Below are 14,618 nucleotides of genomic sequence, written 5' to 3' on the forward strand. Positions count from 1 at the left end.
TGGTCCTGAACATGTCTCATGGGGGTCCCCGCGCTGACATGGCGTGTTCTGGAACACTTGCGTGATGCGAGAGCGCCGTGTGGGCCGCAGGCCCCTGCCTGCGCGGCTCGTCGCCGGGACGGCCGGAGTGCTCGTCCTGGCTGCGGCCGCGTCCCCCGTGTACGCCCAGGACGAGGAGTCCGGCGGTGAGGTGCTGTGCAATCTCCACGGCACTCAGGCCCCTTCCGGCATCGCCGCTGCGGCTGACGGGGACGGCTGGTGGATCGTGTCCGCCGGCGCCGAGCAGGACGACACGCTGTCCGTCGACCGGACCGGCGAGGACTGCAACGTCCGCATGGACGACGAGGCGTGGATCGACCACAAGCCCGTCGACCCGCAGGCCCTGGTCCTCGACAACGAGAACGGCGAGTACCTGTGGGTCGGTGACATCGGCGGCGCGACGGACCGCGACTGGCTGACCCTCAACCAGCTCGACCTGGAGAGCCTGGAGAACAGCGCCGTCTGGCGCTTCGTCTTCCCCGCCGAGGCGCACGACATCGGCGGCTTCGTGCTCCTGCCGGGCAAGAAGCCGCTGTTCGTCTCCGCCGACGACGGCGAAGCGGTCCTGTTCTCCCCGCCCGGCGACAACCAGGTGGAGAACACCCCGCTTGAAGAGGTCGGCACGGTCGCCCTCCCCGAGGGCGGCTCGGTCTCCGGCGTGGCCCTGAACGCGGACGGCTCGAAGGTCGCGCTGCGCACCGGGAACGCCGTCTACGAGTGGACCGTCGAAGGCGGCGACGTGGTCGCCGCCCTTGCCGGGACCCCGACGACCACGCCGGTCGCCGACGCGGGCACGCCCGAGGGCCTGGCCTACGACGCCGACGGCAACTTCATCACCCTCGCCTCCGACGACAACGACGGCTCGTTCGGCACCGTCACGCGCTACACCCCGGCGGCCCCGGCCGCCGAGGAGGAGCCCGCGGGCGGCGACGACGAAGCGGCAGCGGAACCCGAAGAGGGCCAGTCGTTCGTCGACTGGGTCCTGGGCCTGGGCTTCGGCACGATCGTGAAGATCCTCGCGGCCATCGCGATCCTCGGCCTGCTGGTCATGGTCATCGGCATCGTGGTGATCCGCAAGTACCGCAAGCAGAACGCCGAGGACGACGACGGCGGCGACGACCGGGAGCCGGGCTTCGCCCGCGAGGAGTCCGACTTCGGGCGCCGCGGCGACTTCCTCGCCGACGACGACCCGGTCGACCTCGGTCTCGAAGCCGGCCAGCCCGACCCCGACCTGGGGCAGGTCGCGCGCGGCAACGTCTACGGCGCCGGACCGGCGCGGCAGGAACCCTCCGGGAACGTCTACGGCGGCGCCCCCGCCCGACCCGAGCCGAGCGGCAACGTCTACGGGGGCGGCCCGGCGCGTCAGGAACCGAGCGGGAACGTCTACGGCGCGGGCCCGCGCCGCGAGCCCCCTCCTCCGCCTCCTCCCGCCGCTCGCGGCGGGGTCTACGGCGGCCGCGAGGAGCCCCAGTACGGGGCGTTCGAAGGCGGCGGCCACGGCAGCGTCTACGACAACTCCGGCCCCGGTCCCGGCCAGTCCTTCGCGGCCCGGCAGGAGCCCTCCGGCAACGTCTACGGCGCCGGCCAGGCCCGCCAGGAGCCGTCCGGGAACGTCTACGGCGCGGGCGGCGGCGGACCCCGGCCGCAGCACCAGCAGCAGGGCTCGGTGTACGGGGCCGGAAACGCCGAACGGACCCCTGACGCCGATGAAGGCTACTGGGGCCCGCCTGACGGCGGCACGACATACGGTCGGAACCGTTAGGCGCGCAATGTAATTGGCGTTCGGTACTGCTTACTAGATCTTGCGGAGCACGGCGACGACGCGGCCGAGGATCTCGGCCTCGCTGGCGTCGATCGGGTCGTAGAGCGCGTTGGCCGGAAGCAGCCACGGCTTGCCGTTCTTGCGCTTCCAGGTCTTCACGGTCGCCTCGCCGTCGATCATGGCGGCGACGATCTCCCCGTTGAGCGCGTCGGGCTGCTGCCGCACCACGACCCAGTCGCCGTCGGTGATGGCGGCCTCGGTCATCGAGTCGCCCTTGACGCGCAGGAGGAAGTGGACGCCCTCGCCCACGAACTCCGCGGGCAGGGGCATGACGTCGTAGTCGCGCTCCTCGGCCAGGATCGGCTGCCCCGCCGCGATCTCGCCGACCATCGGCACGTACCGGGGCCGCGGGTGCTGGGAGCAGGTCTGGACGCCGCCCGGCGTGGACTGGCGCACCCCCACCGCGCGCGGCCTGCCGGCCAGGCGGTTGAGGTAGCCCTTCCTTTCGAGCTGCTTCATCTGGTACGCCACGGACGAGGCGGAGGCGAGGCCGACTTCGGCCCCGATTTCACGGACGCTCGGGGGGTAGCCCTTGTTGTTGATGAACTCCTCGATGTATTCGAGGACTTGCTGTTGCCGACGCGTCAACTTGCGCGTTTTCGGCCGGGATGTCGTGGTCTCGCTAGCCACAGGAGGCTCCTGTAAGACAAATGGGACGGTATGTCTGATTCCGACAATGTAACTCACGTGCTGGTTCTAGTCAAACATTCGTGCGACGTCGGCGTGTCGCCGCGCTGGTAGGAATGTGTTTTCGCGCTTGTTCACCCGAACGGGTGAACGATAATACGTGTCGGCCTGGTTGACTGATTCCCCGGCCTCGGGTTCCCAAGATCGCGTCGCGGCGTTCTGCGCTATTCTGGACACTAGATCTTGTGGTTTGATGTATCGTCTCTCACTAGGTGTTGGGGTTCCCGGCGCTCGCCGGACCGGCACGAGGCAGACTGTCCCCGACGCGGGGAACGGCGCGGAGCCGGAATGTCGGAGGCCCGCGAGACGATGGTCGTAGAAGGAGACTAGCGAAATGCGATGCCCTTACTGTCGCCATCCCGACAGCCGGGTCGTGGATTCCCGCGAGGCCGAGGACGGCAAGATCATCCGCCGCCGCCGGGTCTGCCAGGAGTGCGAGAAGCGCTTCACCACCGTCGAGGAGTCGATCCTCGCCGTGGTCAAGCGCTCCGGCGTCACCGAGCCGTTCAGCCGGAGCAAGGTCGCCAGCGGCGTCCTCAAGGCCTGCCAGGGCCGGCCCGTCGACGCCGACGACGTCGCGCTGCTGGCCCAGGCCGTCGAGGACGAGATCCGCTCCCGCGGGGCCGCCGAAGTCCCCAGCAACGAGGTCGGGCTGGCCATCCTCAAGCCGCTCCGGCAGCTCGACGAGGTCGCCTACCTGCGATTCGCCAGCGTCTACCAGAGCTTCGAGTCCCTGGAGGACTTCGAGGCCGCCATCGGGCAGCTCCGCGAGGAGCACGCCGCCCGCAACAGCGCCTGACCGCGCACCACCCCAGCACCACCGATTCCCGAACACCGAGGCATGAGCAGACAGGGGCGAGGAACATGCCGAAGACCACCAAGGCCGCCGAAGGCGCCGCGACGACGACCAGGACCGCCAAGAAGACCGCGAGCGCGCCCGCCAAGGGCCCCGCCGACAAGGGACTGACGGTCGAGCGGGTCTTCACGACCCCCGGCGTCCACCCGTACGACGAGGTCGAATGGGAGTCCCGCGACGTCGTCATGACCAACTGGCGCGACGGCTCGATCAACTTCGAGCAGCGCGGCGTCGAGTTCCCGGCCTTCTGGAGCCAGAACGCGACCCAGATCGTCACCTCGAAGTACTTCCGCGGCGCCCTGGGCACCCCCCAGCGCGAGACCGGCCTCAAGCAGGTCATCGACCGCGTCGTCCACGCGTACCACAACGCGGGGGAGAAGTACGGCTACTTCGCGACCGCCGAGGACGCGCAGATCTTCGCCGACGAGCTCACCTGGCTGCTGCTGCACCAGTACTTCAGCTTCAACTCCCCGGTCTGGTTCAACGTCGGCACCGCCGCGCCCCAGCAGGTCTCCGCGTGCTTCATCCTCAGCGTGGACGACACCATGGAGTCGATCCTCGACTGGTACAAGGAAGAGGGCATGATCTTCAAGGGCGGCTCCGGCGCCGGGGTCAACCTCTCCAAGATCCGCGCCTCCGCCGAGCTGCTCTCCTCCGGCGGCAACGCCTCCGGCCCGATCAGCTTCATGCGCGGCGCCGACGCCTCCGCCGGGACCATCAAGTCCGGCGGCGCCACCCGCCGGGCCGCGAAGATGGTCGTCCTCGACGTCGACCACCCCGACATCGAGGCGTTCATCGACACCAAGGCCCGCGAAGAGGACAAGATCCGGGCCCTGCGCGACGCCGGCTTCGACGTCGACCTCGGCGGCGAGGACATGTTCTCGGTCCAGTACCAGAACGCCAACAACTCCGTGCGCGTCTCCGACGTCTTCATGAAGGCCGTCGAGGACGGTAGCGACTACGCCCTCACCGCCCGCCAGACCGGCGCCGAGATCGAGCGCCGCGACGCCCGCGACGTCTTCCGCCGCATGGCCAAGGCCGCGTGGGAGTGCGCCGACCCCGGCATCCAGTACGACGACGTCATCAACGACTGGCACACCAACCCGAACACGGACCGCATCTACGCGTCGAACCCGTGCTCGGAGTACATGAGCCTCGACGACTCCTCGTGCAACCTCGCCAGCCTCAACCTCATGAAGTTCCTCGGCGAGGACGGCTCCTTCGACGTCGACCGGTTCACCAAGACGGTCGAGTTCGTCATCACCGCCATGGAGATCTCGATCTCCTTCGCGGACTTCCCGACCGAGAAGATCGGCGAGACCACCCGCGACTACCGCCAGCTCGGCATCGGCTACTCGAACCTGGGCGCGCTGCTCATGACCTCGGGCTACGCCTACGACTCCGAAGAGGGCCGGGCGCTGGCCGCCGCCATCACCGCGCTCATGACCGGCGTCTCGTACCGCCGCTCCGCCGAGATCGCCGGGGCCGTCGGCCCCTACGCCGGCTACGAGCGCAACGCCGAGCCGCACCAGCGCGTCATGGCCAAGCACGCCAAGGCGGCCGACGCCGTCGAGACCTTCGGCGACGTCGACGCCACCGTGATCGAGGCCGCGAAGGCCGAGTGGGCCAAGGGCAACGAGATCGGCGCCGTCAACGGCTGGCGCAACGCGCAGGCCTCGGTGCTCGCGCCCACCGGCACCATCTCGTTCATGATGGACGCCGACACCACCGGCATCGAGCCGGACCTCGCCCTCGTCAAGCACAAGAAGCTCGTCGGCGGCGGCTCCATGGAGATCGTCAACCAGTCCATCCCGCGCGCGCTGACCCGCCTGGGCTACGACGACGGCGACCGCCGGGCCATCGTCGACTACGTCGCCGACCACGGCCACGTCGTCGGCGCCCCGGCCCTGCGCGAGGAGCACTACCCGGTGTTCGACTGCGCCATGGGCGAGCGGGCGATCGCGCCGATGGGCCACGTGCTCATGATGGCCGCGGTGCAGCCGTTCCTGTCCGGCGCGATCTCCAAGACCGTGAACCTGCCCGAGTCCGCCACGGTCGAGGACATCGAGGAGGTCTACTTCCAGGGCTGGAAGCTCGGCCTCAAGGCCCTCGCGATCTACCGCGACAACTGCAAGGTCGGCCAGCCGCTCTCGGCGAAGAAGAAGGAAGTGGAGCAGGCGGTCGAGGAGGCCGTGGAGAAGGCCGTCGAGACCATCGCCGCGCACGGCCCGATCCGCCGCAAGCTCCCCAAGAAGCGCCCGAGCCAGACCATCTCGTTCTCGGTCGGCGGCGCGGAGGGCTACATGACCTCCTCGTCCTACCCGGACGACGGCCTCGGCGAGGTCTTCCTCAAGATGTCCAAGCAGGGCTCGACCCTCGCGGGCGTCATGGACGCGCTGTCGGTCTCCATCTCCATCGCCCTCCAGTACGGGGTCCCGCTGGAGAAGTACGTCGAGAAGTTCACGAACATGCGCTTCGAGCCCGCCGGCATGACCGACGACCCGGACATCCGCATGGCCTCCTCGGTGGTCGACTACATCTTCCGCCGCCTGGCCCTGGACTACCTGCCGTACGAGGAGCGCGCCGCCATCGGCATCCTCACCACCGCCGAGCGCACCGCCGAGCTCAACGGCGAGGACCCGTCCAAGGTCTCGCAGCCCGAGGTCGACCTCGACGCGCTCCGCGCCTCCGCGCCGATCGAGGAGGCCGTGGCCGAACGCGTCCAGATCGAGTCGAAGCCGACCCGCCTCGACATCCTCACCTCGGCTCAGGCCCGCAGCGCCGACGCGCCGCTGTGCATGAACTGCGGCACCAAGATGCGCCCGGCCGGCTCCTGCTACGCCTGCGAGGGCTGCGGCGCCACCAGCGGTTGCAGCTAGGTCACATCACTCGATAGGGGGGCCGTTCCGCACCGCCGGAACGGCCCCTTTCGCGTGCTCTGATGCGCTTGTGTCCCAAAGGCACCGGCCCCCGTGTCCACCGCACGCTGGCAGAACGGCAATAGAATGGGATCACCGCCCGCCCCTCGCTTCCCGGAGGCATCAATGCAGTCCCTGGCTCCCGGCGATCCCGAACGGATCGGTCCCTACCGGACCATCGCCGAACTCGGCCGCGGCGCCATGGGCCGAGTGTTCCTCGCCAGCGCCCCGGACGGCCGTCCCGTAGCCGTCAAGCTCATCGCGGCCGCGCTCATCCAGGACGAGGAGTTCCGGGCCCGCTTCCGCCGCGAGGTCGCCGCGTCCAAGCAGGTCGCGGGCGCCTACACGGCGGCGGTGATCGACGCCGGGCCCGACGACCAGGTCCCGTGGCTCGCCTCCGAGTTCCTGGTGGGCCCCAACCTGAAGGACGTCGTCGAGTCCTCCGGGCCGCTCCCCGAGGCCACCGTGCTGCGCCTCGCCGCGGGCCTCGCCTCCGCGCTCGCCGCGATCCACGCCGCCGGGATGGTCCACCGGGACCTCAAGCCCGCCAACGTGATCCTCGCCGCAGACGGCCCGCGTGTGATCGACTTCGGCATCGCCCGCGCCGCCGACGGCATCACTGACACCAACCTCACCAAGACCGGCGGCGTCATCGGCACCCCCGGGTTCATGTCGCCCGAGCAGGCCGAGTCCGGGACCGTCTCGGCCGCCAGCGACGTGTTCTCGCTCGGCTCGGTCCTGGTGCTCGCCGCGACCGGCCACAGCCCCTTCGCGGGCGCCTCCACCCTGGAGACCCTGAACAACGTCGTCCGGTCCCAGCCGGACCTCTCGACGCTGTCGCCGCGCCTGCGCGCCATCGTCGAGCGCTGCCTGGTGCGCCTGCCCGGCGCCCGGCCCACCCCCGCGGAGCTGATGTCCCTCATCGGCCCCGTGGCGCCCTCCACGCGCCCCTGGCCGGACTCGGTCAACGCCCTCGCCGAACGCCAGCGCTGGCAGCTGTCGAGCCTCCTGGGCGACGCGGGCGCCTCGACCACCCTGGTGGACGAGGCCGCCGCCGCTGCGGCCGCTCCTCCGGCGACCCCGAACGCGCCGACGTCGGTGTTCGACCAGCCGTACTCGGTCCCCTCCTCCGAGCCGAACGCGAACGCCTCGGCGTTCCCGATGTCGGCCATGCCCGCCTCGGCGCCGCCCACGAGCCCGGTGACCGCGCCGCCGCTGTACACGCAGCAGTCGCCCTACCAGCCGCCGACCGCGCCGCCGCTGTCCCCGGCGCCCGGCTACGCGCCCGGCATGGTCTCGCCCGGGCAGATGTCCCCGGGCCAGTACCCGCCGACCGCGCCGCCGACCATGCAGTACACCGCGCCGCCCCCGCCGCCGCAGTACCCGGGCCAGCCCGGGTACGCGCCGCAGTTCGGGCCCCAGCAGCCCTCCTCGAACGGGACGGCCATCGGCATCACCGTGATCGCCGCGATCCTCGTCATCGCGATCGTCGGCGGCCTGGTGTGGTTCCTCAACGCCGGCAACGGCGACCCGGACGACGACCCGACCGGCGCGATCTCCTCCAACAACCCGAGCGACCCCGTGACGACGCCCGACGACGACCCGGAGACGACGCCGCCGGACGAGGAGACCACGCCGCCCGACGAGGCCGCGTGGAGCGAGGTCTACTCCGACTACACGGTGACCATGACGACGACCTTCGACTCGGCGAGCACCTGCCAGTACATGGAGGTCGACTTCGACGACATCACCACGAACGGGTCGATCTGGACCGAGTACAAGACGACCGACTCGCCGTCGACGTGGACGGACCTGGTCCTGAACCCGTGCGACATCGACCTGTCGACGAACACGGGCCTGACGAGCTACTTCTACACGCCGTCGGGCGCGTACGGGACGTTCTACGACGAGGCCGTGACCCCCGACGAGTGCTGGGCCGAGATCGACGCCTCGTCCCCGGCGCTGAACTGGACGGTCGACCCGTGGGACCCGGGCGCCGCGCCGCTGAGCGAGGGCATGATGCTCTGCCTGTACACCGCGAGCCTGGAGATCGTCCTCGCCGAGGTCACCTCGGTGCAGGCGGAGACGACCTCGAACTGGATGATCGTGGACTTCACCGTGTCGGTGTACTCCGCCGCATAGGGAGTTCGCCCTGGCCAGACAAGCACGGTCGTGCTATTTTTGGGTCGTGCGCAAGGGCGAACTCACCAGGCAGGCCATCCTCGACGAGGCCATCAGGATGGCGCGCTTCAGCGGGCTCTCCGGCCTGACGATCGGCTCCCTGGCGACCGCCGCGGACATGTCGAAGTCGGGCGTGTACGCGCACTTCAAATCCAAAGAGGCGCTTCAGCTCGCGTGCATGGAGCGCTACGCCGAGCAGTTCGCCGACGAGGTCTTCCGGCCCGCGCTGGCGAAGCCGCGCGGGATCGCGCGGCTCCAGGCGATCGTCGAGCACTGGATGCGCTGGTACGAGCACCCGGGCGGCTGCCTGTTCCTGGCCGCCAGCACCGAGTTCGACGACATGACGGGCCCGCTGCACGACCAGATGACGCGCGACCAGCGGCAGCTCCTCGACTCCCTCGCCCGGGTCGCCTCCACGGCGGTCTCCGAAGGCGAGTTCTCCGAAGACATCGACGTCTTCCAGGTCGCGCAGGAGGTCTTCGGCGTCCTGCTGTCCTACAACTGGATGAGCCGCATCCTGTCCTATCCGGACGCCGCCGACCGCGCTTGGGCGGCGTTCAACCGGCTGATCGACAGCTACAGATCCTGACCAGGAAGGCCTGACACCCATGGCATCCACTTCCACCGCAGCCTCCGGGCCCAAGAAAAGCACGACCGTTCGTGCTCCTTGGCACATCCGCACCGCCTTCGTCGCCGCCGAGCGCCTCGCGCCCGGCCCGGCCGCGAAGTTCCTGTGCGAGATGTGGTTCCGGCTCCCCGCCGGTCCCGACAAGCGCCTGCGCGGCGAGGCCCCGGCCGGCTCGGCGGTCTTCGAGATCGACTGCCTCGGCACCACCGTGTGGGGCTACGACTGGGCCCCTGACACCCCCGGCGAGCGCCCCCTGGTCTACCTCGTGCACGGCTGGGGCGGCTCGACCGGCGACTTCAAGTTCATCGCCGCGAACCTCGTCGCCTCCGGCTTCCGCGTGGTCGCCTTCGACGCCCCCAGCCACGGCAACTCGGGCCCCGGCCCGTGGGGCGACCGGCACGCCAACGGCCTCCACCTCGTCGAGGCCATGAGCGTCGTCCTGGAGAAGTTCGGCACCCCGTACGCGGTCGTCGGCCACTCCATGGGCTGCCTCAGCGCCGTCCAGGGCATGCTCATGAACGGCGTCGACCTGAAGAGCGTCCGCCTCGCGATGCTCGCCCCGTTCATCGGCGGCAAGGAGGGCTTCCGCGACACGATCGGCGCGATCGTGCCCGTGGGCCCGCGCATCATGGACCGCCTGGCGCCCCTCGGGGAGGCCAAGGCCGGCGTCAAGCTCGACGACTTCTCGCTGAACGGCGTCGAGGTCGAGTCCGAGGCGCTCATCGTCCACGACCGCCGCGACCGCCCCAACCCGTTCCGCCACGGCGAGGCCCTCGCCGCCGCCTGGCCGAACGCCGAGCTCATGGCCACCGAGGGCCTGGGCCACCGCAAGGTCCTCGTGAACCCGGCCGTCAGCGGCCGCGTCGCCCAGTTCTTGCGCGACTAGAACCCCCAAGGGGGATAAGCGAAAGGGCCGGGTCCATCGGACCCGGCCCTTCCTCATGCTTCTTAACCCTCGTAGTGGATCGTCAGACGCGTCCACGCACCGATGTTGATATAGGTGCCGTCCCCGACCGGGAACTCCACGTTCGGCGCCAGCGGCTCGTCGGAGCCGTTGAGGAACGTGCCGTTCGAGGAGCCGACGTCCATGATCGTCCAGGAGCCGTCCGCCTTGGCGTACAGGCGCGCGTGCTGCGCGCTCACGCCCGGGTCCGCGACGTCGCCCGACAGGTCGATGTCCGGGGTGATGCCCCGCTTCGCGGAGTAGCGGCCGATCGTCAGCTCGCCCCTGTCGAGCGGGAAGCGGCGCGGCTTCGCGAACGACGGGTACTGGAGCTGCGAGGCCCCGTCCGAGGCCGCGACCTTGTTGAAGTAGCCCTGGTCCGCGGTGACGGCGACGCCCCAGCGGGTGGCCGCCTGCGAAGGCGCGTAGTTCGACGCGAGGTCCGCGGGCTGCGCGTCCGGCATCGAGAACCCGCCGGTGCCCGTCGAGGGCGGCGCGGAGGTCGGGGCGCCGAACGGCGCGGCCGGCACGCCCGGAGGCGGTCCGGGAGGCGCCGAGGTCGGCGCGTACGACTGCTGCGCGTACGGGTCCTGCCCGTACCCGCCGGGCTGCTGCCCGTAGGGGTCCTGGGCCGGCTGGCCGTACGGGTCCTGCGGCTGCGAGGGCTGACCGTAGGGGTCCTGCCCGTACCCGCCCGGCTGCTGGCCGTACGGGTCCTGCTGCTGCGGTTGACCATAGGGATCCTGGCCGTAGCCCTGCTGGGGCTGCTGACCGTAGGGGTCGGGCTGGCCGTAGCCCTGCTGCGGCTGCTGGCCGTACGGGTCCTGTCCATAGCCCTGCTGGGGCTGGGACTGCTGCCCGTACGGGTCCTGCTGGCCGTATCCACCCTGCTGCTGCCCGTAGGGGTCCTGCTGCTGCGGCTGGGCGTACGGGTCCTGCCCGTAGCCCTGCTGGGGCTGCTGCTGGCCGTAGGGGTCGGGCTGCCCGTACGGGTCGTTCGACGCGTACCCCTGTCCGAAGGCGGCAGGGGACTGCGGAGGCTGGCCTTGCTGCCACGCCGGATTGGGGGTCCCGCACTGCTCGCAGAACTGTGCCTGCGGGAACGCCCCGCACGCGCACTGGTACCCGCCCGGCTGTGGGGCACCGCCGTAGGTCGGCTGGTAGGTCAAGGTCGTCCCCCTCCAAGCATTTGGGTGTACTCGGCCTCGCTGACGACACCGAGCAGCGGGGCGGGCCCGTTCTGCCCGTTCGATGCGCCCTGGTCCGCGCGCTCGCGCGCACGTTCGTCGACCTGGACCGAACCGGGGGATTCGAGTTCCACCACCGCGACACTGATGTTGTCATGCCCGCCGTTGGCGAGCGCTTGTCGTGTCAACGCTACCGCCTTCTCGCCAACACTGCCGTCCGGCAGTGGCAGAAGGTCGTGATCGTCATTGAAATAACGCGACAGACCATCGCTGCACACTACGACATGCCCGCCGCCCAGATCCACGCGGAGGAGGTTCGGGTTCAGCGTCGGCGCGTCCGCCCCGAGCCACGCGAGCAGGGCTTTCGCGTACGGGTTCTTGTACCGCTCGTCCGACGGGTCGACGCCCTGGTACTCCAGGCGGGCCTGGATGGTGTCGTCCACCGTCAGGCACCGCGCCTCCTTCTCACCCGCCCAGTACGCTCGCGAATCGCCCACCCAGCACAGCACCGCCTGGTTCCCCTCGACCACCGCCGAGACGAACGTCGACGACGGCGGCGAGTTCGGGTACTGCTTGCCGACCGCCGCCACCGCGGAATGGGCCGCGCCCACCCCGCGACGCGACGCGTCCTCCGCCGACAGGCCCTCGGCCAGCGCCAGGCGGATCTCCGTCACCGCCGCTTCCACTCCTGCGAGTGACGCGCGCTCGGAGTCCGAGGCGCCCGAGACGCCGTCGCACACCACCGCGATCTTGCGGCCGTCCTCGGCCAGCGCGACCGCGATCGAGTCCTGGTTGTAGTGGTGGCGCTTCCCGACGTCCGTCGCCGCGCCGATGCCCGGCATCTCGAACGACAGGTGGTCGTCGGACCCGCCGGGGTGGTCGGGGTTCTCCTCGACCGCCGCCGAGGACCGCCACGTGACGGACTCGGCGGGGACCTCGAACTCCTCCAACTCCCCGCCGCAGTCCTCGCAGAAGCGGCCGAGGTCTGCCGGCAGTCCGCAAGCGGTGCAACGCTTCGCGGCGCCCATGGTCGGTGAGGGCTGCATAGGGCTCCTTCGGCTACAACATCGTGCGGGGGCGGTGGCGGTTGGCCAGGTCGAAGTAGTACACCTGGTCCTCCCGCCGCGTGCAGGCATGGGCGAGGTCACGGTAGGCCCGCTCCAGCGCCAGGCGCAGCTCGCGCTCCTCGGGGCGCGCCCCGAAGACCGGCGGCTCGGCGGCCGGACCGGTGCGCTGCACCGTCTCCAGCGCCAGGTGCAGGATCCTGGTCGAGACCAGGTGGCGGCGCCGCGGTTCGAGCTTGAGCTCGTCCAGGCGCCCCGCCATGTGGTGCAGGTCCAGCAGCGACGGCGGCGCGGTGCGCGAGTGCAGCGCCGTCTGGATCGCCGCGGTCTGCGCGATCCCGTACTGCGCCGAGGTCTTCGGGACCTGGTGCAGCGTCGTGATCGCGTCGGTCGAGTTGCCTTCGAGGTCGAGCAGGCGCGCCCGCCCGTACGCCGCCGACACGAACCGGTGGTCGCAGGCCCAGATCCGCGTGTAGTGCGGCAGCGCCAGGTCCGCGCGCCCGGCCAGCTCCGCGCACGCCGCCAGCGCCAGGCGCGGCGACAGCTCTCCGGGCAGGTGCGAGTAGACCGCGTCGAAATGCGCTGCGGCCGTGGCGAAGTCCGCGGCCAGCAGCGAGATGATCCCGCGCATCCACGTCACCTGCCACGTGTTGCCCTCGCGCTGCGCGAACTGGTCGAGCACCGCCGCGGCCTGGTGCAGCTCCCCGGCGTTCACGAGCGTCCGCACCCGCCGCAGCTGCACCTCCGGGCTCTGCTGCGGCGCCGAGTTCAGCTCCGCGAGGATCCCGTTCACGTCCGTGGCCTGCTGCGTCGCCAGGAACGCGGCCATCGGGTCGGCCAGGTCCACCATCGGCGACGGCAGCGCGTGCGCGATCTCGAACGGGTCCCCGACGGCGTGGATGTCGTACTCCACGTCGGGTTCGCCGAACACCGACTGCTCGCCCGAGAACAGCGTCGAGGGCTCGAACCGCGGCTCGCTCCGCTGCACCGACTGGACCTCGTGGAGGACCCCGCGCACCTGGGTGCGCATGTCGTCGGCGTCCTGGAACCGCGAGCGCGGCTCGATGTGGCACGCGCGCAGCAGGAGCCGGTGGAACGACCCGTACTCGGCGAACTGCGGCGCCTCCGACGCCGGCGGCAGCTTGTCCCGGTAGGTGCTCGTGAAGCCCTTGAAGTCCAAGGCCAGCACCGCCATCGAGCGGCCGATCGTGTACAGGTCCGAGGTCACCGACGGCCCGACCGAGAGGATCTCGTCGTTCGGCACCGAGTACCCGGGCGTCCCGTAGATCGCCGACTCCATGTCCTCGACGTGCCGCACGGCCCCGAGGTCGATGAGCTTGAGCCAGGTCTCGACGTGGATGATGTTGTCCGGCTTGAAGTCGCAGAACAGCAGGTTCCGGTCGTGCAGGTAGCTGAACGCCGGCAGCAGCTCGGCGGTGTAGGTGAGCACCTGCTCCAGCGGCAGGGGCTTGCGCTCCCCGGCCTCGTCGACCGCGTCCCTGATGTCCCGCAGCGACTTCCCGGCGATGTACTCCATGACGATGAACGACTGGAGCTGCCCCGAGCGCGGGTCCACGGCCGTGACGAAGTCGTGGATGTCCACCACGTTCGGGTGGTCGACCCCGACCAGGAACCGCCGCTCGTTGATCGCCGCCTCGATCGCGTCCTCGTCCGAGGTGTTGATGAGGCCCTTGATGACCACCCACCGCTGCGTCAGGTCGTCGTCGAAGTTCTTGTCGTTCGCGAGGTAGATCCAGCCGAGGCCGCCGTGCGCGATCGCGCCCAGCACCTCGTACCGGTCCGACAGGAGGTCCCCGGGCTTGAGCGAGGGCGTGAACCAGTACCGCGCGCGGCAGTACGGGCAGAAGCCGTCCACGCGCCCGGCGCGGCCCGCCTGCGGGCGCCCCACGGGCTTCCCGCACGAGGAGCAGAACCGCTTGTGCTCGGGCACCTTCGGGTCCGCCATGACCGCCTCGGCGGGGTCGCGCGGCGGCACCGGCGGCATGTCCGACAGGCCCCCGCGCTGGCGGGTGCTGGACGTGGTCGAGCGCGTCACCGGGCCGGTGATCGGCTGCGGCATCGGCGCGGCCGGGGCCCGGTACGGCGCGGGCGGCGCCGACACGACCGCGTTCGCGGGCACGATCTGCTGCGACTGGGCGATCTGGTGCTGCGGCGACTGGACCGGCTGCCCCGCATACGCCTGCGGGGGCCCGACGGGCGTCGTCATGCTCGGCGGCGACAGCGCTGCGGTCCCCGGCGGGAGCGCCGCCGTCCCCGGCGGGCCCGGCGGCGG

General features: G+C 70.6%; 10 protein-coding genes and 1 pseudogene. 7 read left to right on the top strand and 4 right to left on the bottom strand.

Annotated elements, in window-relative coordinates; genetic code table 11:
- Positions 1–64: 64 nt before the first annotated feature.
- Positions 65–1,801: a hypothetical protein gene (locus tag DI269_RS21595; protein ID WP_157975143.1), complete on the top strand. Its 1,737-nt coding sequence runs from the start codon at positions 65–67 to the stop codon at positions 1,799–1,801.
- A gap of 33 nt (positions 1,802–1,834) precedes the next feature.
- Here DI269_RS21595 and lexA read toward each other — a convergent pair whose 3' ends face one another.
- A complete protein-coding gene (gene lexA, locus DI269_RS21600) occupies positions 1,835–2,491 on the bottom strand; it encodes a transcriptional repressor LexA (RefSeq protein ID WP_197717131.1) in 657 nt (218 codons plus the stop codon).
- 391 nt (positions 2,492–2,882) lie between these two features.
- Here lexA and nrdR point away from each other — a divergent pair, with 391 nt between their 5' ends.
- The 5 genes from nrdR to DI269_RS21625 all read left to right on the top strand — a co-directional run bounded on the left by nrdR (position 2,883) and on the right by DI269_RS21625 (position 10,017).
- Entirely contained in the window at positions 2,883–3,347 is a 465-nt protein-coding gene (gene nrdR, locus DI269_RS21605) for a transcriptional regulator NrdR (RefSeq protein WP_112139695.1), read from the top strand.
- A 65-nt stretch (positions 3,348–3,412) separates the two neighbouring features.
- Positions 3,413–6,283: a vitamin B12-dependent ribonucleotide reductase gene (locus tag DI269_RS21610; protein WP_112139697.1), complete on the top strand. Its 2,871-nt coding sequence runs from the start codon at positions 3,413–3,415 to the stop codon at positions 6,281–6,283.
- Between the two features lie 165 nt (positions 6,284–6,448).
- Positions 6,449–8,464, top strand: a complete 2,016-nt coding sequence (locus DI269_RS27295) for a serine/threonine protein kinase (RefSeq protein WP_157975144.1) — start codon at positions 6,449–6,451, stop codon at positions 8,462–8,464.
- A gap of 46 nt (positions 8,465–8,510) precedes the next feature.
- Entirely contained in the window at positions 8,511–9,092 is a 582-nt protein-coding gene (locus DI269_RS21620; RefSeq protein ID WP_112139700.1) for a TetR/AcrR family transcriptional regulator, read from the top strand.
- A gap of 19 nt (positions 9,093–9,111) precedes the next feature.
- The gene (locus DI269_RS21625) at positions 9,112–10,017 is read left to right on the top strand and encodes an alpha/beta fold hydrolase (protein ID WP_112139702.1); all 906 of its coding nucleotides are present in this window, start codon (positions 9,112–9,114) and stop codon (positions 10,015–10,017) included.
- 62 nt (positions 10,018–10,079) lie between these two features.
- On the opposite strand, the gene DI269_RS21630 is transcribed toward DI269_RS21625, so the two are convergent.
- From DI269_RS21630 to DI269_RS21640, 3 genes are read right to left on the bottom strand one after another with little or no spacing between them, the layout of a single operon-like run.
- Positions 10,080–11,243, bottom strand: coding sequence for an FHA domain-containing protein (locus tag DI269_RS21630; RefSeq protein WP_112139705.1), 1,164 nt, complete (start codon positions 11,241–11,243; stop codon positions 10,080–10,082).
- Complete coding sequence (locus DI269_RS21635) at positions 11,240–12,307, bottom strand: PP2C family protein-serine/threonine phosphatase (protein ID WP_157975145.1); 1,068 nt, start codon at positions 12,305–12,307, stop codon at positions 11,240–11,242. The genes DI269_RS21630 and DI269_RS21635 overlap by 4 nt, the downstream gene beginning before the upstream one ends.
- Positions 12,308–12,320: 13 nt before the next feature.
- Positions 12,321–14,405, bottom strand: a complete 2,085-nt coding sequence (locus tag DI269_RS21640) for a serine/threonine-protein kinase (RefSeq protein ID WP_112139709.1) — start codon at positions 14,403–14,405, stop codon at positions 12,321–12,323.
- Between DI269_RS21640 and DI269_RS27865 the strand changes: the two are divergent.
- A pseudogene (locus tag DI269_RS27865) lies at positions 14,290–14,618 on the top strand (hypothetical protein); the annotation flags it as partial. The gene DI269_RS21640 and the pseudogene DI269_RS27865 overlap by 116 nt on opposite strands.

Source organism: Glycomyces dulcitolivorans, assembly GCF_003265355.1.
Classification (GTDB): Bacteria; Actinomycetota; Actinomycetes; order Mycobacteriales; family Micromonosporaceae; genus Glycomyces; species Glycomyces dulcitolivorans.

What these genes read in the sequence shown, in the direction of transcription:
- DI269_RS21595 (WP_157975143.1), top strand. Translation starts at nt 65, where the DNA reads ATGCGAGAGCGCCGTGTGGGCCGCAGGCCCCTGCCTGCGCGGCTCGTC.
- nrdR (WP_112139695.1), top strand. Translation starts at nt 2,883, where the DNA reads ATGCGATGCCCTTACTGTCGCCATCCCGACAGCCGGGTCGTGGATTCC.
- DI269_RS21610 (WP_112139697.1), top strand. Translation starts at nt 3,413, where the DNA reads ATGCCGAAGACCACCAAGGCCGCCGAAGGCGCCGCGACGACGACCAGG.
- DI269_RS27295 (WP_157975144.1), top strand. Translation starts at nt 6,449, where the DNA reads ATGCAGTCCCTGGCTCCCGGCGATCCCGAACGGATCGGTCCCTACCGG.
- DI269_RS21625 (WP_112139702.1), top strand. Translation starts at nt 9,112, where the DNA reads ATGGCATCCACTTCCACCGCAGCCTCCGGGCCCAAGAAAAGCACGACC.
- DI269_RS21635 (WP_157975145.1), bottom strand. Translation starts at nt 12,307, where the DNA reads ATGCAGCCCTCACCGACCATGGGCGCCGCGAAGCGTTGCACCGCTTGC.
- DI269_RS21640 (WP_112139709.1), bottom strand. Translation starts at nt 14,405, where the DNA reads ATGCCGCAGCCGATCACCGGCCCGGTGACGCGCTCGACCACGTCCAGC.